Source organism: Nitrococcus sp., assembly GCF_059432795.1.
The window spans coordinates 1-17021 of record NZ_JBXWZQ010000065.1 but is presented as its reverse complement, the minus strand read 5'-3'; the positions used below and the strand labels follow the sequence as shown (position 1 = coordinate 17021).

Here is a 17021-nt window from a genome sequence, read left to right as displayed (position 1 = left end):
CGATGAATCTCAGCTCTAACGGCCCCCCTTCGACAGCTCGTGAGCCGCCGACTCCCTCGGCGTTGCCGTTCTCGGTTTAACGTATGGACAGATCCCCGCCAGCGGGGTTCCGACTTCCCCGAGCCGCGTGCTCCTTCTATCAGCGGGTCTTGTCCTCGCCTCTTGTGAAGGCATCCGCCCCGGCAGGCGGCCACGGTTCCGGCGCGAACGCCCCGAGCCAGGGAAACAGAGGTGCGGGCCGGTGCCTCAGATCGACGACGTAAGGCGCGAGAGGGTCTCGCAGTGGGTTTGGTAGGCCTGATCGCCCGTCAGCACCAGGCGAACAAGGTGCACATGGCGCAAACCGTGGGCTTCCTCGGTGAGGGTGCGCAGCGCCACCTCCGCGGCGGATCCCATGGGATAGCCGAAAGCCCCGGTCGAGATCGCCGGGAAGGCGACGCGGCCAAGCTCATGCTCCTCGGCGCGCCGCAGCGCGTTGCGATAACATTCGGCAAGCAGCGCATCCGAGGGTTCGTCCCGCCCGTAGACCGGTCCCAGGCAGTGGATAACATGGGCATTGGGCAGGCGTTGCGCGGAGGTGATGACCGCCTCGCCCGGTTGGATCGGTGCCAGCGGGCGGCATTCCTCGGCCAGATCCGGGCCGGCGGCCTTGTGAATCGCTCCGGCGACGCCGCCGCCGGAGCGCAGCTCGGCATTCGCGGCGTTGACGATGGCATCGACATCCGGCTGTGCCGTAATATCGCCCACAATGCACTCGATGGTAACGTTGCCGATCATCGCTTGCATGGATACCTCCGTTGCCGCGCGTTGTCCGATCTTCAATGAGAGTAGCCACCGAGCGTCCTTTCTGCACGGAGTTGATGAAGGATGAGCAGCGGCACCAGGCAATAGCGACGGCCCCGGCGTGACTGGTCCGAAGCGGGCGGCGGCGGATGGGCCGGTAGCGCGCGGAGAACGCCCTATATTCCCTGATCGTTTCAGCGACGCACGAAGGAGCGAGCCGATGGGCGGAAAGAAGATTCTGATGATCGTCGGTGATTTCGGCGAGGATTACGAGATCATGGTTCCATTCCAAGCGCTGCGTGCCCTTGGCCATACCGTCGATGCCGTGTGTCCGGGAAAAGCGGCGGGCGAGAGTGTCCGCACGGCCATCCATGATTTCGAAGGCGATCAGACCTACACAGAAAAGCCGGGCCACAACTTCTCGCTCAATGCCGCGTTCACCGAGGTGCGCGCGGCTCAGTATGATGCGCTCGTGTTACCAGGCGGGCGGGCACCGGAGTATTTGCGCCTGGACGCCCGGGTGCTCGACCTGGTGCGCGACTTCGATCGGGCAAGAAAGCCGATGGCGGTGATCTGTCATGGCGCGCAGATTCTCGCGGCCGCCGGAATCATCACGGGCAAGCGCGTCTCGGCTTATCCCGCCTGCGCACCCGAAGTGGCCCTGGCGGGCGGCGAATACGCCGAGATTCCGGTCACCGAGGCCGTGACTGAGGGGCATCTGGTGACCGCCCCGGCATGGCCGGCCCATCCGGCCTGGATTGCACAATTCCTGGAGCTTCTCGGCACGCGCATCCGCCACGAGTGATGGTGTCGCGGGGCGCGCGGCGGGCCGAGGCTGACGACGCCGGACGAGGCGGCTGGCCCGAGGCGGCCGGCCTGCTGCCGAAGCAAGCCGCAGTCCGCCGCTCGGCACGGCATACTTTGCCGCAGTGCACGTGTTCCGTTGAAATGCCCCCTGTGGTTGTTGAAATCGCTCGACGGGCGTACGGAGTGCCGTCGTTTGTGCTCCAGGGTGTCGCAAATGAAAATAAAGCTGACGCGTCGTGAATTGTTATCCGCGATCGCGGGACTGGCGGTCGTTTCACCGCTGGAAATCAGGTGGGCGCTGGCCGCTTCCGGCCCGCCGCTCGCCGGCCCGGTACCATTCAGTTTCGAGCAACTCCGCGAGCGGGCCCGCGGGCTTGCCAGTCGGGCGTTTCGACCGGCGCCCGCAAGCCACCCGAAATTTCTCGAGTCCATCGACTACGACACCTACCAGAAGATTCGCTTTCGACGCGAGCAAGCACTCTGGGCGAATGATCCCGCTGCCATGCCGGTGGAGCTCTTTCATCTCGGGCGGTACGCCAAACAGCCGGTTGCGATCCACCTCGTCGAGGACGGCCGCGCGCGTCGGGTGCATTACGCTCCGAGCCTCTTCGACTACAGCGCGACGGATTTGGCCGGCGAGGTGCCCACGGATCTGGGCTTTGCGGGGTTCCGGGTTCTCAATCCCGGCGAGGCCTCGGGCGATTGGCTCGCTTTCATGGGAGCGAGCTATTTCCGCAGCGCCGGGGAGAACAGCCAATACGGGCTCTCGGCGCGGGGTATCGCAGTCGATACCGGCGTGCCCGAACGCCAGGAGGAGTTTCCGCGCTTCATCGCGATTTGGCTCGAGCAGACACAGCAAAGCGACAACAGCATCACGGTGTACGCGCTGCTCGAAGGGCAGAGCCTTACCGGCGCCTACCGAATCGACTGCCACAAGGAAGCGGCGGTGACGATGGATATCCATGCGGAGCTCTTTCAGCGCGAGGATATTGCGCAGCTCGGAATCGCCCCGCTGACCAGCATGTACTGGTACAGCGAAACCAACCACCGCCGGGGCACGGACTGGCGGCCCGAAATCCATGACAGCGATGGGCTCGCGCTATGGACGGGGCAGGGCGAGCGTATTTGGCGGCCGCTGAACGCGCCGCCGCATATTCAGACCAACACGTTCCTGGACCATAATCCCAAGGGATTCGGGCTGCTGCAGCGCGACCGCGACTTCGATCATTTCCAGGACGATGGGGTATTCTACGACCGTCGCCCCAGCGTCTGGGTGGAACCCAAAGGCGAGTGGGGCGATGGCGCGGTGCATCTGCTGGAGATGCCGACCGACGACGAGATTCACGACAACGTGGCCGCCTTTTGGGTGCCGAAGCAACCCGCGCGCAAGGACACGCGCTGGAACCTGGATTACCGGTTGTATTGGGTCGCCACGGAGCCGTATCTACCCTCGGCCGGGCGGGTGGTGGCCACGCGCATCGGCCGTTCCGGCATTCCCGGTCAGCATGCGCAACGTCCGGTGAACGGGCGCAAGTTCGTCATCGACTTCACCGGCGGCTCTCTCGACGAGCTCGAGGCACGCTACGATGTTGCGGTGATCGTTCGGGCCTCCCGCGGTGCCATAGAAAACCCTTACGCCCTCAAGGTGGTCGATACCGGGCGATGGCGCGCCGCGTTCGATCTGCTGGCCGACGGCACGGAGCCCGTCGATCTCTCCTGCCACCTGCGCCTGGGTGAGCAGGCCCTCACGGAAACGTGGGTATATCAATATTTCCCGGGCAATCATGGGCTTCCCCTCGCGGCGAGCGATTGATGATCCGTCTTGATCGGCCTTCGGCGCAGTCGCGAATGGGGCCCCGCCTGGGCGGGAAACCGGCGCTTGGCTCCCCAGGGGAGGCGCGTGGGCGAGGAATGGGGCGGCACGGCGCTCAGCGCAACGCCTCCCGGATTTTGGCCGCCAAGAGCCGGCGGAAGCCTTCGCCGGCAGGAAAGCGTCCGGCACCACCGGCCTTATAAGCCACGGCAAGGCGGCTGCCGCCGTGCTTCTTGGGCTCGATATCGATCCGTAGCACGCCGGCGTGGCCGCCGATGGTCCGCTGCGCCTGCATGCGATATTCACCGTCAGCCGTCCCGTGAGGCGCGCCGGCCTCGTCCCCGGGCTCGTGGGCGGCGGGCTCTTCGCTCGACGCGCGCTTAGTATCGCCGGGCGATCCGAACTCCCGCTTTAGCCGCGCGTAGGCCGCCTCAACGGTTTGCTCGGACGTGAGCGTGAAACGCACCTCTTCGGTATCTTCGCTTGTCCCGGCCGCGCAGGGTGTCGCGCAAGGGTCGCCGTAGTCGGCTTCGAGCTCCTCGATGCCGCTCTGAGGGATACGGTAGGGTTCGACCCGCGCGTTCGAGGTCATGCACCCGCTGGCCAAGGCCAGAAGGCCGGCCACGAGGGCCGGCGAGATGATTCTTGAAGTCGGGTAACTCACCGCGGGCAGTCCTTGTTGGTCTCGTCGTGCCGGGGGCGGGGTTCGTCAGGTGCCGCGCTTTTCACAACACTAGGCCTTATCGGCTGAAAGCCACCCCAGCGTAGCGCCTGCGCTAGATTAGCGGGACACAGCGTAGCGCAGAAGGGGATCCAACGTGCGCGTTTGGACCATTGGTCATTCGAACCACCCATTGGATACGTTTCTCGAGCTGCTGCGCGCATACCGGCTCGACGCCCTTGTCGACGTGCGCCGCTTCCCCGGTTCCCGGAGACAGCCACAGTACGGCAGAGAGCGCCTTTGTGCCGCGCTTGCGGAGCACGGCGTTGCCTATTACTGGCTAGCGGCGCTCGGTGGGCGTCGCCGCCCCGTGCCGGATTCGCCGAATACCGCCTGGCGCAACGCGTCCTTTCGCGGCTACGCGGATTACATGGGCAGCGAGGCGTTCGCCGGCGGATTGCGCGAGCTGATCGAGCGCTCGCGGATCGAGCGCACCACGCTGATGTGTGCCGAGGCGGTATGGTGGCGTTGCCACCGGGCACTCATTGCCGATGCACTGCGCGTTCGCGGCATGGAAGTGGTGCATATACTTGGAGCGCATAAAGCGGTTACACATCCGTACACGGCGCCCGCGCGAATCCTCGAGGGCCGGCTGTGCTATGCGCCGGTCGACAAAGACAGGTGAGCGCGCACTGGGCGCGGGCAGTGCCGAACGTGGCCGCCGCGGCGCGAGTGGCTGATTGAACCGCGGAGCGCTGCCGCGCACCGTCTCGCCTCGACGCTTCGCCATGCCGTCATCCCGACCGGGTTTGCCCGCCTTGCACGAAGGTGACGAAGCCATGAACGAACGCTCGCAGCTGTTCGCGTACCTGATCGTTCGTGATCGTGCCCGCGTCATCGAACGCATCGCCAGCGCGCGGGAGCTGCAGGCGGCCGCCGAACCAGGGGCGCATGCGCAGCGTCCTCAGCACGGGCAGCCAAGCGCTTTGGGCCAAGGCGGTGCCGAGGCCGCCCGGCGTGGCGCCCATGAGCGCCACGGGGCGGTCCCCGAAGACGGCCGGAATGTCCTCCGGAGGCCGTGACAGCCAGTCGATGGCGTTTTTGAGCACGCCCGGGACGGAGTTGTTGTACTCCGGCGAGGCGAGCAGCAAGCCGTCGGAGGCGATGAGGCGCGACTTGAGCTCGGAGACAGGCTCCGGAAGCCCCTCGGCCTCCAAGTCGCCGTCGTAGGGCGGGAAGCCTCGGATGGAGGCGATTTCAAGCGTCGCCCCGGACGGCAGCAAGTCCGTGGCGGCGTGCAGCAGCGCGGCGTTGTAGGAGCCCTTGCGCAAGCTGCCGGCGATACCGATGATCCTGGTCATACCGTGCGTCTCCTCTGCTGAGGCCGGTCAGTATAAGTCTACCCGGTGGCGCGCAGGCGGACGCCAGCGGGATCCGACCCGCCGCCGCGAAAGCAACGCAGTCGCGCGCGGATAAGCAAGCGCTGCGCGTCGTGCCGCGCGTGCGCAGACATATCAGCGGCTTGAGAGGGGCTGGGAACATGGACCCGTCGCTATTCATCCGGTGTGACGAGCTCACCTGGGAGATCGCGCCTCGGGGCGGCATGCACGTACCGGCGATCATTTATGCCGACGAGGCACTGCTGCGCGCCATGGACGAGACAGTCTACGCGCAGGCCACCAATGTGGCGATGCTACCGGGCATTGTAAAGGCATGCTATGCGATGCCCGACGCGCACGGTGGCTATGGCTTTCCGATCGGCGGCGTGGCGGCTTTCGATCCGGCCCATGGCGGCGTGATCTCGGCCGGAGGGTCGGTTTCGACATCTCCTGCGGCGTGCGCTGTCTGCACACCAACGTGCGCAAGGCGGAGCTCGAGCCGCTCAAGAGCGGTTGGCCGAGGCGCTCTTTGCAGAGATCCCGTGCGGCATGGGACGGCCAGGAACGATGCGCCTGGACCGTGTCGAGTTGGACGCCATGCTTGCCGGTGGTGCCGAATGGGCGGTTTCCTGCGGGTACGGCGCGCCCGCGGATCTGCAGCGGATCGAGGAGTACGGGTGCATGCCGGGCGCGCGACCGGCGGAGGTCTCGGACCAGGCCAAAGACCGCCAGCGGGATCAGATGGGCACGCTTGGCTCCGGCAATCATTACCTGGAGGTGCAGTACGTCGCCGAAGTCTACGATCCGGCGATCGGCTCGGCGTTCGGGCTCAGCCTGGGCGACATCGTTGTGAGCATTCATTGCGGCTCACGCGCGCTCGGCCACCAAATCGGTAGCGACTTTATGGAAAGGATGCTGGCGGCCGTAGGCGAGCACGGCATCAAGCTGCCGGACCGCGAGCTCGCCTGCGCGCCGTTCGCCTCACCGCTCGGCCAATCCTATCTCGGCGCCATGCGGGCCGGGATCAACTGCCCCCTTACCAATCGCCAGATCATCACGCATCTCACGCGCCAAGTGTTTGCCGAGGTCCTTCCCAAGGCGGAGCTCACTATACTCTATGATGTCTCGCACAATACCTGTAAAGAGGAGGAACACGAGCTGGAAGGCAAGCGGACGCCGCTTTATGTGCACCGCAAGGGTGCCACGCGGGCATTGGGTCCGGGCGATCCCGCTTTGCCGGCGATGCTCCGTCCGATCGGGCAGCCGGTGTTGATCGGCGGGACGATGGGGACGGTGTCTTACGTTGCGGTGGGCACCAAGGAGAGCGCGGCGCTGAGCTTCGCTTCCGCCTGTCATGGCGCCGGCCGGGCCATGAGCCGCCGCCAGGCCGTGCGTCGGTGGCACGGCCGGGAACTGCGCGAGGAGTTGGCGGCCCGGGGAATCCTCGTGCGCAGCCCGTCGATGCGCACGCTGGCCGAGGAGGCGCCGCTCGCCTACAAGGACGTCAGCGCCGTGGTCGACACCGCCTCCCGGGCGGGCCTGACACGCACGGTGGCCAAACTCGAGCCGATGGTGTGCATCAAGGGTTGATTCCTCGCCACTTCGCATCGCTGCAAGTCAGGAGCGGCAGGCACATTCGTGTACACGACGGGGTCGATCCGTAAGAGCGCGGTTACCCGCGGGGGCTGCTACAACCGAAAGGTGAACGTCATGACGGTGGGTGAGTACTGCAATCGCAACGTGATCGTTATCGCGGCCGACGAGTCGATCAAGTCCGCCGCCCGGCTCATGCGCAAGCACCACGTGGGCGACCTCGTGCTGATCGAAACGCGCAACGGCCGGCGGGTGCCGGTCGGTATCGTTACCGACCGCGATCTGGTCGTCGAGGTCTTGGCGCCGGGCCTGGAGCCGGAGGAATTGACGGTGCGCGACATCGTGGTCGACTCCCCGTTCCTCGTGCGCGAGGAGGACAGCCTCTTCGACGCGCTGGAGATGATGCGCGGGCGTCGCGTGCGCCGGGTTCCGGTGATTGACGACGATGGCGCTCTGGTCGGGATTGTTACCGTGGACGACTTGGTCGGGCTGCTCGCCGAGATGCTGGATGATCTGGCAGCCGTCGTCGGGCGCCAGCGCGAGCGCGAGATCGAGCAGCGCCCCTGAGCGCGCTCCGTGCCGAGCATTTCTGCCACCGCCGGCGGCCGAGCCGAGGCTGCGAAAAATGCCGGATTCGGATAACGCCTCGCATTCCGTTAAACTCTCACGCCAAAAGCCAACTCTCGCCTATCGGGTTCGTGATCGTGAAACGACTGCTCGCTTTCAGCCTGCTTTTTCTGCCGGTCTGGCTTGGGGCCGAGGAAATCGGCCATGTCGATACGGCCTTCAAGCTCCTCGGTCCGGATCATAAGATCGTGGTCGAGGCCTTCGACGACCCCGACGTGGCCGGCGTGGTCTGCTATCTCTCCCGCGCGAAGACCGGCGGCTTGAAAGGCGCCGTTGGCCTTGCCGAAGATCCCGCACGCTTCTCCGTGGCCTGTCGTCAGGTGGGGGAAATCCATTTCAGCAAGCCTTTACCGCTGCGCGAGGAAGTGTTCAGAAAGGGCGCCTCGGTGATTTTCAAGCATGTGCGGGTGGTCCGCATGGTCGATGTCAAGCGCAATGCGCTCGTTTATCTCACCTATTCCGATCGTTTGATCGAGGGGCATCCGGACAACGCCATCACGGCCGTGGCCCGACCCGGCGAGGAGATTCCGGTGGAAGGTGACTAAGCGAGCCGTCTGCTTCCCGGTCAATCACGGACGGCAGGAACCGACTCGGCCTAAAGCTCCCCACCGCAATATTTACAGAAATTCGCATCGAGGTCGTGGCCGCTGCGCCCGCAACTGGGACAGGCACGCGTGTTGACCGAGATGCGGGTCGCATTGGCGAGCTCCACCGTAACGATTCCGGTCGGCACGGCGATGATTCCGTAGCCTAGCACCATCACCAGGGAAGCGAGCAACTTGCCGACAGAGGTGTGTGGCACCACGTCGCCATAGCCAACGGTCGTCAGCGTGACGATTGCCCAGTAGACCGCCTGCGGGATGCTGTGAAATCCGTGCGCACCGCCTTCGATCAAATACATCATGGCCCCGATGATGAGCACCAGCGTCAGCACCGTGCCCAGGAAGACCAGAATTTTCCGGCTGCTCGCCATTAGCGCGCGTTTGAGCTGCGCGGCCTCGCCCACGAACTGCACCAGCTTGAGAATGCGGAACGCCCGCAACAGCCGCAGCGCCCGAATCACGATCAGTGATTGTCCGCCCGCCAGGACCAAGCTCAGATAAGTTGGAAGTATCGCGAGCAAATCCACGATGCCGTAGAAGCTCACCGCATAGGCGCGCGGGTTACGTACCGAGTAGAGGCGGAGCGCATACTCGAGGGTGAACAACAGCGTGAAGGTCCATTCGGCCGTATGCAGGATATGCGCATGACGCGCGTTGATCTGCGGTACGCTGTCGAGCAAAACGGCGCCGATGCTCAGTACGATCGCCAGCAGCAGGGCAACGTCGAAGGCTTTGCCGGCCGGAGTCTCGGCCTCGAAGATGATTTCGTAGAGCCGCTCGCGTAGTGAGGGTGTATCGTTCATTGTTCGTCCCTACGCTGGGTCGCTGGCGTTCGATGCAGCCGAGCAAGGCCCGCGCCCTCACAAGCCATCCTCCTGTCGCGCGATGTGCGCGCCGCGATGTCAGCGGCAAGCACTGCGGGATGAGGAAACGGCCTTGATGACGCCGAGCGCGGCCTGTCCGAGCACTAGGGGAATCAGGCTGGCGCCGAGAACAACCGCCCACTGTGCGGCGGTGAGGGGCTCGAGCTTGAGAATGGAGGCGACAAACGGCTCGTACACGGCACCTATCAGCAGTATGGCGCACAGCGCAATGGCTCCCCACACGTGAGGATTGCAGCTGATGTCGTTGCGGATCAGTCCGGTATCCACCGAGCGCATGTTGAAGCTGTGCCAGAGGCGCGCGAAACCATAGGCTAAAAACGCCATCGTCACCGCACGGGTGGTATCCAACTTCAATACCAGCAGCGCGTAGGCAAATGCCAGCAACAACGCCACGGCCATCAGCACTCCGAAGCCGGTGATCGCCCACCAGTGGCCGCGGGTTAGAATCGGCTCTTTGGGATCCCGGGGTGGATGGTGCATAACGGTACCGCTACCTCTTCCCGCACCGAGCGCCAGGGCCGGGAATACATCCAGGAGCAGGTTGAGGAACAAGATCTGCAACGGTAGCAACGGCAACGGCGCCTGGCCAATTGCCGCAGCCGAGACACCGAGGATTTGGCCCAGGTTGCCGGACAACAGATAGATCACGAACTTGCGAATATTGGTGAAAATGATGCGGCCCTGCTCCACGGCGACGACGATGCTCTCAAAGGCATCGTCCGTCAGTACGATGTCGCTGGTCTCCCGGGCCACATCAGTGCCGCGCCTGCCCATGGCGATGCCGATGTCGGCCTTTTTCAGCGCCGGCCCGTCGTTGACGCCATCGCCGGTCATCGCCACTATGTCGCCGCGTTTCTGAAATGCCTCCACCAAGTGCAGCTTCTGCTCCGGCGCCACGCGGGCGAACACGGTCACCTCTCGGATGTTCTCGTCCGTAGGCGTTGCGTGCTGCAGGTCCCGACCTGCCAGTACCCGCGGTGCCTGCGAATCGGCGATGCCGACAGCGTGGGCGACATTGCCTGCGGTCGCCGCTTGATCACCGGTGACCATGACCACGCGAATGCCGGCCTTGCGGCAACTGGCAATGGCGTCCTTGACCGCCTCGCGGGGCGGGTCATAAAGACCCATCAAGCCCAGCAGAATTAGGCCTTGATACGCGGGCTCATCGACGCCCGACACCTTTTTCTCCGCCACCGCCAGCACGCGCAGGCCGTCGGCCGCCAGGACCCGGTTGCGCTCTCGCCACCGATCACGGGCTTGGTCGTTCAGCTCAATCGAATCGCCTGTTTCTGTGCGCACCCGAGTGCACGCATCGAGAACCGCCTCGGGCGCGCCCTTCACAAGCACCAGTGTCTGCCCGCCGCTGGCATGATATGTGGCCATCTTCTTCGTTGCGGTATCGAAACTTTCTTCCCCTTGTTCAGGAAGCTCCTCCAAAAGCGCGGTGCGATCCAGCCCGGCGGCCAGCCCGCCTTCGAGCAACGCCACCTCCGTGGGATCACCCTTGATTCCGGCAGCGTCCTGGGCTGCATTCGAGCACAGCACGCCCACCCGCAACGCGACGAACAGGTCATCGCGGGCCTTCGGGGCCACCGACTCGCCTTCGCTGCGGAATTCGGTCCGACCATGCTCGCGCACGAGTTCCATGTCTCCGGCCGGAAGTGCGATCCGGCGCAGGACCATACGGTTTTCCGTCAAAGTGCCGGTCTTGTCCGAGAAGATCACCGTAGTGGCACCCAGGGTCTCCACGGCCGAGAGATGCTTGACCAGCGCGTTGCGCTGGGCCATGCGCCACATGCCGCGGGCGAGAGCGACCGTGGTGACGATTGGCAGCCCTTCCGGAACCGCGGCGATGGCGAGCACAATCGCCGTTTCGATCATCAGGAACAGTTCCTGGCCTGCAGCGATGCCCGAAGCGGCAACGGCGAATCCGACCGCTACGACAAGATAGATCAGGCGCTTGCTTAGCCGCTCAAGGCGGCGTTCCAGAGGCGCCTCGCCCTCCTGAGCCTCCTCCACCAACTCTGAGATGCGCCCAATTTCGGTCTGCATTCCGGTCGCCACTGCGACACCATCGGCTCGGCCCCGCGTCACGGCGGTGCCACTGAACACCATGTTTCTGCGCTCCGCCAATGGGGTCTCGCTGTCCTCCAGCTTGTCGGTATCCTTCGTAACCGGCACGGACTCGCCGGTCAGCGCCGCCTCATTGCACTGCAGATTCTCCGTATCGATAAGCCGCAGATCGGCAGGCACCATCCCGCCTTCCTGCAGCAACACGATGTCGCCCGGAACGACTTCCTCCGAGGTGATCTCGCGGGCCTTGCCGTTGCGCCGTACCGTTGCCTTCATCTGGCCCATACGCCGCAGCGACTCCATCGACTGGCGTGCACGCCACTCTGTAATGAAGCCGATTGCAGCATTGATAAACAACGCCGCAGCGATTGCGATGGCCTCAACGAACTGCGCGAAAAGCGCCGCGGTGAGCACTGCGAGCAGAAGCAGTACGACCACCGGACTGGTGAACTGATCGAGTAAGATGCGCCACGCTGGTTTCTGCCGCTTCGCGCGCAGCCGGTTCAGCCCGATTTCCCGGAGCCGTTCGGCCGCTTGCTGGTTGGTCAGTCCATACGAAGGGTCTACACCGAACCGCCTTAGGACTGCCTCGGTGTCTTGGGTATAGGCCGGCGAGCGATAAGCAGTCGATTGATCGTTCATAGGACGCCCCGGATTAGTAGAGCCTCAACAGAATAAAACCTCTCCGCCTGATGGTGGCATCCCACAGCCTCGATCGACCGGCCACGAGTGGCAGTAAGGGTGTGGGTTCGGCCATTCAGCAATCGACACCGCTCGCGTTGCTCCCGTCAAGGCTCTTTCGATCATGGATCGGTTTGCGTATCTGTCCAGCCAGGGCACGCGCCGGGAGTGGGCCTATTAGTACTCAAAACCCTGGTGGAAGACCGTGCGATTGATCGAGCGCACGCCGCGGGCATCATTAAACAAGTCCCATCCCGAGCATTAAACTCACGGTTTGTGGAACTCTATACCTATTTTGTGGACAACTTCGTCAGGAGCTTGTGCTGGCGGCACGGATCCATCTTTGGGTAATGGGGGAGACCCATCCAAGGGGGGTGCTAAGAAAGTGGTCGCTCCCGCTGTTGTGCCGAAAATTGCCCAGCCCTTGGGGTTCGCCCATCACGCCCAGGCGGAGAGAATGGTGGCGTCGTGTTGAGCGAAATGGCATTGGCCGTCCTATACGCTTCCCTCGCCGGCGCGGCAATCCCGCTCGGCGGTATGACGGCTCGTTTCGAGCACATCCAGCCCGAGTGGCTCGAGACGGAATTTCGCCATTCCGTCATCGCTTTCGGAGGCGGGGCTTTGCTGGCAGCCGTCGCGCTCGTGCTCGTGCCCGAGGGCATGCGCCACCTGCCGACGTGGAAAGCTCTGGCGGCCTTTGGCGGCGGGGGCTCGCATTCTTCATGTTCGATCGGCTGATCGAGAGAGGGGGCGGCAGCAGCGCACAGCTCATGGCTATGCTGCTCGACTTCGTACCGGAAGCGATGGCCATGGGTGCGACGCTCGCGACCGAGCCCGCGGTTGGTCTGCTGCTGGCCATTCTTATCGCGCTGCAAAACTACCCGGAAGGCTTCAACGCCTACCGCGAGCTTCGGCTAACGACGAAAATTCGCGCCACCACCGTGCTTGTGGCCTTTTGCGCTCTTGTGCCCCTTGGCCCCGCTGCAGCGTGGTTCGGCCTGGTCTATCTGCGCTCGGCGCCCGATGTGCTCGGCGCCGTCATGCTTTTCGCAGCGGGCGGCATACTTTACCTCACCTTTGAGGATCTCGCCCCTCAGGCTTACCTCGAGCAGCACTGGGCGCCGCCACTCGGAGCTGTCTCCGGTTTCATGGTGGGAATGCTCGGACATGCACTGGTCGCCTAGGCACCGCCCCGCGCGGGAACCAACGGCCGCGGGAGCGCCTTGCCGGCAGCGCTCATCGGGCGCAGCAAGAGCCCGGCCGTTGCGGCATCCGGCGCAAAACCATTTTGTCTCGCGTTCATAATTTCTTAGCACGTGAACGCGTTTCAGGGTCCAGTGCTAGCGTGATCGGCTGGAACAGGCGCCGGTACTGGCGCGGACTCAATCCCGTCCGGCGTTTGAACAGGCGGCGAAAAAAGGAGGTGTCTTCATAGCCGACGCGAGCGCTGATTTCATCGACCGGGGCGTGGGTGCTCTCCAGAAGCCGCTTTGCCTCGTCGATGCGCAGGTTCTGCACATAGTCGATCAGCGTGGTGCCGGTTGCCGCTTTGAACCGCCGCTTCAAGGTCCGCTCGGGAAGGCCGGAGCGTTGCACCGTGCGCTGCAAGGCGTCTCCTTCCCAGTAGTGCTCGGCAAGCCACTGCTCGCAGGCATTGACCACCGCGTCAGCGTGCGGCGCGTGACGCACCAGCGGGGCATAGGGCAACTCACCCTCGGCATGCCATTTGAGCAGATACACTTTGGCGATGCGCATGGCTTCGCCGGGACTGCCATAGCGCGCAATGATGTGCAGCGCGAGATCGTGCCACGACGTGGTGCCGCCCGCTGTCACGATCCGGCCCGCCGGGTCGGCAAACACCAGGTTGGGCTCGGGTCGGAAACGCACCCTGGGGTAGTGTTGACGGAACAGCTCCTGGTAGCCCCAGTGCGAGGTGGCCTCGCAGCCGTCAAGCAAACCCGTTTCCGCCAGCATGATCGCGCCGGAGCACGCGGAGTAAATGGCGGCGCCTTTGCGGTACTGCCGTGGAATCCAGTCCATCAGTTCTGGATAGCGCCCGTGAATCCCTTCGTCCGGGCCGAGCCAAAGCTCCGGCAGAATCACAATCGGCGCACTTGGATCGTCCACCACGGCGAAATCGGGCCTAACCGGAATCCCGTTGCCGCAATTAAAAGGTTGGCGCTGCGGTGAGAGGATGCGCACCGCAAACAGCGGCTGCTCGGAGGGGAGGCGCACCAGTTGGTGCCATAGCGTGCCGGCGGCCATTAGCACATCGACCATGCCGTACAAGGCCGAGCCCGCGGTCTCGGGTACCGCGACGATCAGCACATCGATCGGCTTTGCTCGAGCTTGACTCATAAGAATTTGCCATGTAATGGCACAAAAAGCCTGTTTTCGTCAAAAATCCATCTTATTGCGGGTAGTGTCAAGGCCTATCGTATCTCTCACGGGGCGCGCTCAGAGCGCGGGACGCCAAGCGATTCCGGCCCCCGAATCGGGCAGTCGCCCATGAGATGGATACACGAGACTGGCAGCGAAGGAGATCATGACCATGAGCACTTCATCCAACGATACCCGCAATGGCCTTAACCTCGAGCAAATGAGCCAGACCGTCGAGGCGCTTCGCCAAGACCCCTCGCTCGCGCAATTCGAGTTCCGCGCGCGCAATCAATGGATCAGCGGAGGCGAGAATCGTTCCACCATTCAGTCCTTCTACGGGGCCGGACGCGAGGACGACTCTCGGGAGGAGCCATTCGTCTTCACCAACGGCGAGCCGCCTGTGCTGCTGGGCAACAACGAGGGCGGCAATCCGGTGGAGTTTCTGCTGCACGCGCTGGCCGGCTGTGTTACGACGACGACGGTGCTGCACGCCACCGCCCGCGGCATACGGGTCAAGGCGTTGTCCACCGAGCTGACGGGCACCATGGACCTTCAGGGGTTGCTCGCGCTGGATGACGCGGCGCCGATTGGTTACAAGCACATCCAGATCGACATGCGGATCGAGGCCGACTGCAGTGAGCAGGAACTCGAGGATTTGCTGGCGTTCGCCAAGGATCACTCGCCCGTATGCAATACGGTCTGCCAACCCGTGCCGGTGACGCTGAATTGGAGGAAAGCCGAGCCGGCGGCCGCCTGAACCAGGGCACCGACAGGATCGGATCGCCGACCCCGGGATCCGATCCTGTTCGATCGTGGCGAGGCGCGCGCGGCGATCGTTCTCGCAGCTCGCCGGTGGGTCGGGTCTGCCGCGGTAGTTCGCAATCCTGCCCTTCGCTGTCTGCACCAGGTCACCGTTGCAGCTTTTCCACGTTTGGCCCGGCGGGAGGCTTTCGGCCTCCCGCCCACTTACCGTTACGTCTCAGCGTGGCGCGTGCTGTCGTAGCGCAATCCGAGCGTGAGGCGCGGCGCGGCGATATCGAGCACCGCGTGAAAGGGACGGCGGGCGGCGTCCGCAAACGCGGGGGCGCGCATCAGCACCAACGTTCCGGCCGGCGCCGGTAACTCGTAAGCGTCGCGCCCGGCGCGATCGGCGCAGAGCACGAAACGCCCTCGGCCCGCGAGAACGACAACAGCTGCCAGATAGCGATAGCGCCGGTGGTCGCGATGCGGCGTAATGCCGTAGGCGCCCGTCGCGTAGCGCTGAAGGGTGTGCTCATTGAAGGCGAATGGCGGACAGGGCGGCGGATGCAGCAGGCGAAGACCGTCGTTGACGAGCCCGCCGATCCGGACGGCAAGCGCGTGCAACTCCGGCGGCAGGGCGGTGCTCAGCTGAAAGGACTGCCATACCCGGCGCGACGCCGGGCCTACCGTTGGTTTTGCGCTGTGATAACGCGCCGTTTCGGCCAAGCGGGCATAGGCGGCGCAGGCTCGCGTTTCAAGCAGAGCCATACCGGCGGCATCGCGGCCATTGACCAGCGCCGTCAGCACGCCCTGGAGGTCGGTCGGCAATCCGCGCCGTTCGTGCTCCGGCCTCGCCACGCAAGGGAGGAAGTTTGTTGTCATGGCTGCGCGCGCTTTATCGACCGCCGGAGCTCAAAACCGCGACGCCGTCAACACGACATCCGCGTGCCGCCAGGCTTCGCGGAAGCGGCGTTGGACCGCTCGGGCCGCATTCGTCTTACCTTGCTCACGCAGGGCTTGGAGCAGGCCGAAGAGCGACCAGCCGTTTTCCGGGAACCGGCTGAGATCGGCCCGATAGACGCTTTCGGCACGTTCCGGCTGCCCGGCCTCCAGCAGTACCGCCCCCAGCGACTGCCGGGTGGGGAAGTGCCAGGTCGGCGGTTCGTCGTAGCGCAGCGCATCCTCCTGCTTTACGGCCTGCTGCAGCGACTCGATCGCCTGCTCGAAGTCTCCCTCGGCCGCGGCAAGTTCGCCGGCGAGCGCATGGAAGGCGATGTCGAGGATGTGTTGGCTCTTGTTGATGTCCCACACCGTCACCCACTGCAGGCCAGGATCGTCGCGCAGCGCCTTGAGCCTGTTCAGCTCCCGGTGCGCGGCCTCCCTGTCGCCCTAGCGGGTAAAGGCCATGCCGCGCGCGTAATGCCACACGCCGCGGGGGTAGACCAGATCCTCCGCCGGCTCCGGCCAGGCCAGGATCTCACGCCAATGGCCGAAACGAACCAAAGCGTACAGCGGGGTGATCCAGTAGTGCTGCAGGGTCGTCAGGGGGCGCTTGCGCATTGCCTGCTCGTCGACCATCTCCGCCATCTCGTGCGCGAGCCGGATCGCAAGCTTGCTTCACCCTTCGAGCGTGGCCGTGGCCCACCCGAAATGATAGTTGTGCGGCACGTAGCCGAGCCGGTACACGCCCGAGCGGCTCACCTCATCGAGATAGCGTCGATCCGCCTTGATGGCGCGCAGATTCGCCGCCGTTGCCTCGTGGTAATGGCCGAGCCGAATGTAGATGTGCGCCGGCATGTGAACGAGGTGGCCGGCTCCGGGCACAAGATCCTCAAGGCGCTTGGCTTCCTCGAGGACCGGTCATGGATGGGCGGCCTCGACCGTGTGGTAGATGAGTAGATTGGCAATCGGATGATCGGATGAGCGCAGCAGACCTTCTTGCAGAGAGGACAGACACAGTAGGGTGAGCTGCTTGAGGATCAGTGAGTCATTCGAGAA

At 64.3% G+C, this 17021-nt stretch carries 18 protein-coding genes and 1 pseudogene; 9 read left to right on the top strand and 10 right to left on the bottom strand.

Annotated features, from left to right (window positions below):
- Positions 1 to 246 precede the first annotated feature (246 nt).
- A complete protein-coding gene (locus tag AC52Q4_RS05235; protein ID WP_495535750.1) occupies positions 247 to 786 on the bottom strand; it encodes a macro domain-containing protein in 540 nt (179 codons plus the stop codon).
- A gap of 217 nt (positions 787 to 1003) precedes the next feature.
- On the opposite strand from AC52Q4_RS05235, the gene AC52Q4_RS05230 reads away from it, so the two are divergent.
- Both AC52Q4_RS05230 and AC52Q4_RS05225 read left to right on the top strand, forming a co-directional pair.
- The gene (locus tag AC52Q4_RS05230) at positions 1004 to 1588 is read left to right on the top strand and encodes a DJ-1/PfpI family protein (protein WP_495535749.1); all 585 of its coding nucleotides are present in this window, start codon (positions 1004 to 1006) and stop codon (positions 1586 to 1588) included.
- A gap of 216 nt (positions 1589 to 1804) precedes the next feature.
- Positions 1805 to 3403, top strand: coding sequence for an OpgD/OpgG family glucan biosynthesis protein (locus AC52Q4_RS05225; RefSeq protein WP_495535748.1), 1599 nt, complete (start codon positions 1805 to 1807; stop codon positions 3401 to 3403).
- Positions 3404 to 3518: 115 nt separating this feature from the next.
- On the opposite strand, the gene AC52Q4_RS05220 is transcribed toward AC52Q4_RS05225, so the two are convergent.
- Positions 3519 to 4067 carry a hypothetical protein gene (locus AC52Q4_RS05220; RefSeq protein ID WP_495535747.1) on the bottom strand — a complete coding sequence of 183 codons (549 nt, stop codon included), beginning with the start codon at positions 4065 to 4067 and terminating at the stop codon, positions 3519 to 3521.
- 154 nt (positions 4068 to 4221) lie between these two features.
- Here AC52Q4_RS05220 and AC52Q4_RS05215 point away from each other — a divergent pair, with 154 nt between their 5' ends.
- On the top strand, positions 4222 to 4749 hold the full coding sequence (locus AC52Q4_RS05215) for a DUF488 domain-containing protein (RefSeq protein ID WP_495535746.1): 528 nt from the start codon (positions 4222 to 4224) through the stop codon (positions 4747 to 4749).
- 109 nt (positions 4750 to 4858) lie between these two features.
- On the opposite strand, the gene AC52Q4_RS05210 is transcribed toward AC52Q4_RS05215, so the two are convergent.
- Positions 4859 to 5425: an NADPH-dependent FMN reductase gene (locus tag AC52Q4_RS05210; protein ID WP_495535745.1), complete on the bottom strand. Its 567-nt coding sequence runs from the start codon at positions 5423 to 5425 to the stop codon at positions 4859 to 4861.
- Between the two features lie 179 nt (positions 5426 to 5604).
- Between AC52Q4_RS05210 and AC52Q4_RS05205 the strand changes: the two are divergent.
- The 3 genes and pseudogenes from AC52Q4_RS05205 to AC52Q4_RS05195 all read left to right on the top strand — a co-directional run bounded on the left by AC52Q4_RS05205 (position 5605) and on the right by AC52Q4_RS05195 (position 8208).
- A pseudogene (locus AC52Q4_RS05205) lies at positions 5605 to 7033 on the top strand (RtcB family protein).
- Between the two features lie 48 nt (positions 7034 to 7081).
- Positions 7082 to 7603 carry a CBS domain-containing protein gene (locus tag AC52Q4_RS05200; protein WP_495535744.1) on the top strand — a complete coding sequence of 174 codons (522 nt, stop codon included), beginning with the start codon at positions 7082 to 7084 and terminating at the stop codon, positions 7601 to 7603.
- Positions 7604 to 7740: 137 nt separating this feature from the next.
- Positions 7741 to 8208 carry a CreA family protein gene (locus tag AC52Q4_RS05195; RefSeq protein ID WP_495535743.1) on the top strand — a complete coding sequence of 156 codons (468 nt, stop codon included), beginning with the start codon at positions 7741 to 7743 and terminating at the stop codon, positions 8206 to 8208.
- 50 nt (positions 8209 to 8258) lie between these two features.
- Here the strand turns inward: AC52Q4_RS05195 and AC52Q4_RS05190 are convergent, their stop codons facing one another.
- Both AC52Q4_RS05190 and AC52Q4_RS05185 read right to left on the bottom strand, forming a co-directional pair.
- The gene (locus AC52Q4_RS05190) at positions 8259 to 9068 is read right to left on the bottom strand and encodes an ion transporter (RefSeq protein ID WP_495535742.1); all 810 of its coding nucleotides are present in this window, start codon (positions 9066 to 9068) and stop codon (positions 8259 to 8261) included.
- Positions 9069 to 9167: 99 nt separating this feature from the next.
- A complete protein-coding gene (locus AC52Q4_RS05185; protein WP_495535741.1) occupies positions 9168 to 11864 on the bottom strand; it encodes a cation-translocating P-type ATPase in 2697 nt (898 codons plus the stop codon).
- A 507-nt stretch (positions 11865 to 12371) separates the two neighbouring features.
- On the opposite strand from AC52Q4_RS05185, the gene AC52Q4_RS05180 reads away from it, so the two are divergent.
- Both AC52Q4_RS05180 and AC52Q4_RS05175 read left to right on the top strand, forming a co-directional pair.
- The gene (locus AC52Q4_RS05180; protein ID WP_495535740.1) at positions 12372 to 12641 is read left to right on the top strand and encodes a hypothetical protein; all 270 of its coding nucleotides are present in this window, start codon (positions 12372 to 12374) and stop codon (positions 12639 to 12641) included.
- Positions 12626 to 13087, top strand: a complete 462-nt coding sequence (locus tag AC52Q4_RS05175) for a ZIP family metal transporter (protein ID WP_495535739.1) — start codon at positions 12626 to 12628, stop codon at positions 13085 to 13087. The genes AC52Q4_RS05180 and AC52Q4_RS05175 overlap by 16 nt, the downstream gene beginning before the upstream one ends.
- A 115-nt stretch (positions 13088 to 13202) precedes the next feature.
- Here AC52Q4_RS05175 and AC52Q4_RS05170 read toward each other — a convergent pair whose 3' ends face one another.
- Entirely contained in the window at positions 13203 to 14261 is a 1059-nt protein-coding gene (locus AC52Q4_RS05170; RefSeq protein WP_495535738.1) for a GlxA family transcriptional regulator, read from the bottom strand.
- A gap of 193 nt (positions 14262 to 14454) precedes the next feature.
- Here AC52Q4_RS05170 and AC52Q4_RS05165 point away from each other — a divergent pair, with 193 nt between their 5' ends.
- Complete coding sequence (locus AC52Q4_RS05165) at positions 14455 to 15039, top strand: OsmC family protein (protein WP_495535737.1); 585 nt, start codon at positions 14455 to 14457, stop codon at positions 15037 to 15039.
- A 215-nt stretch (positions 15040 to 15254) separates the two neighbouring features.
- Here the strand turns inward: AC52Q4_RS05165 and AC52Q4_RS05160 are convergent, their stop codons facing one another.
- The 4 genes from AC52Q4_RS05160 to AC52Q4_RS05145 all read right to left on the bottom strand — a co-directional run bounded on the left by AC52Q4_RS05160 (position 15255) and on the right by AC52Q4_RS05145 (position 16820).
- Complete coding sequence (locus AC52Q4_RS05160; RefSeq protein WP_495535736.1) at positions 15255 to 15905, bottom strand: hypothetical protein; 651 nt, start codon at positions 15903 to 15905, stop codon at positions 15255 to 15257.
- A 30-nt stretch (positions 15906 to 15935) separates the two neighbouring features.
- A complete protein-coding gene (locus AC52Q4_RS05155) occupies positions 15936 to 16334 on the bottom strand; it encodes a tetratricopeptide repeat protein (RefSeq protein ID WP_495535735.1) in 399 nt (132 codons plus the stop codon).
- A gap of 78 nt (positions 16335 to 16412) precedes the next feature.
- Positions 16413 to 16601, bottom strand: a complete 189-nt coding sequence (locus tag AC52Q4_RS05150) for a hypothetical protein (RefSeq protein WP_495535734.1) — start codon at positions 16599 to 16601, stop codon at positions 16413 to 16415.
- 39 nt (positions 16602 to 16640) lie between these two features.
- Positions 16641 to 16820 (bottom strand): hypothetical protein, encoded by a 180-nt coding sequence (locus tag AC52Q4_RS05145; RefSeq protein WP_495535733.1) that lies wholly within the window; start codon positions 16818 to 16820, stop codon positions 16641 to 16643.
- Positions 16821 to 17021 lie beyond the last annotated feature (201 nt).

What these genes read in the sequence shown, in the direction of transcription:
- AC52Q4_RS05235 (WP_495535750.1), bottom strand. Translation starts at nt 786, where the DNA reads ATGCAAGCGATGATCGGCAACGTTACCATCGAGTGCATTGTGGGCGAT.
- AC52Q4_RS05230 (WP_495535749.1), top strand. Translation starts at nt 1,004, where the DNA reads ATGGGCGGAAAGAAGATTCTGATGATCGTCGGTGATTTCGGCGAGGAT.
- AC52Q4_RS05225 (WP_495535748.1), top strand. Translation starts at nt 1,805, where the DNA reads ATGAAAATAAAGCTGACGCGTCGTGAATTGTTATCCGCGATCGCGGGA.
- AC52Q4_RS05210 (WP_495535745.1), bottom strand. Translation starts at nt 5,425, where the DNA reads ATGACCAGGATCATCGGTATCGCCGGCAGCTTGCGCAAGGGCTCCTAC.
- AC52Q4_RS05190 (WP_495535742.1), bottom strand. Translation starts at nt 9,068, where the DNA reads ATGAACGATACACCCTCACTACGCGAGCGGCTCTACGAAATCATCTTC.
- AC52Q4_RS05185 (WP_495535741.1), bottom strand. Translation starts at nt 11,864, where the DNA reads ATGAACGATCAATCGACTGCTTATCGCTCGCCGGCCTATACCCAAGAC.
- AC52Q4_RS05175 (WP_495535739.1), top strand. Translation starts at nt 12,626, where the DNA reads ATGTTCGATCGGCTGATCGAGAGAGGGGGCGGCAGCAGCGCACAGCTC.
- AC52Q4_RS05170 (WP_495535738.1), bottom strand. Translation starts at nt 14,261, where the DNA reads ATGAGTCAAGCTCGAGCAAAGCCGATCGATGTGCTGATCGTCGCGGTA.
- AC52Q4_RS05165 (WP_495535737.1), top strand. Translation starts at nt 14,455, where the DNA reads ATGAGCACTTCATCCAACGATACCCGCAATGGCCTTAACCTCGAGCAA.
- AC52Q4_RS05160 (WP_495535736.1), bottom strand. Translation starts at nt 15,905, where the DNA reads ATGACAACAAACTTCCTCCCTTGCGTGGCGAGGCCGGAGCACGAACGG.
- AC52Q4_RS05150 (WP_495535734.1), bottom strand. Translation starts at nt 16,601, where the DNA reads ATGGTCGACGAGCAGGCAATGCGCAAGCGCCCCCTGACGACCCTGCAG.
- AC52Q4_RS05145 (WP_495535733.1), bottom strand. Translation starts at nt 16,820, where the DNA reads ATGCCGGCGCACATCTACATTCGGCTCGGCCATTACCACGAGGCAACG.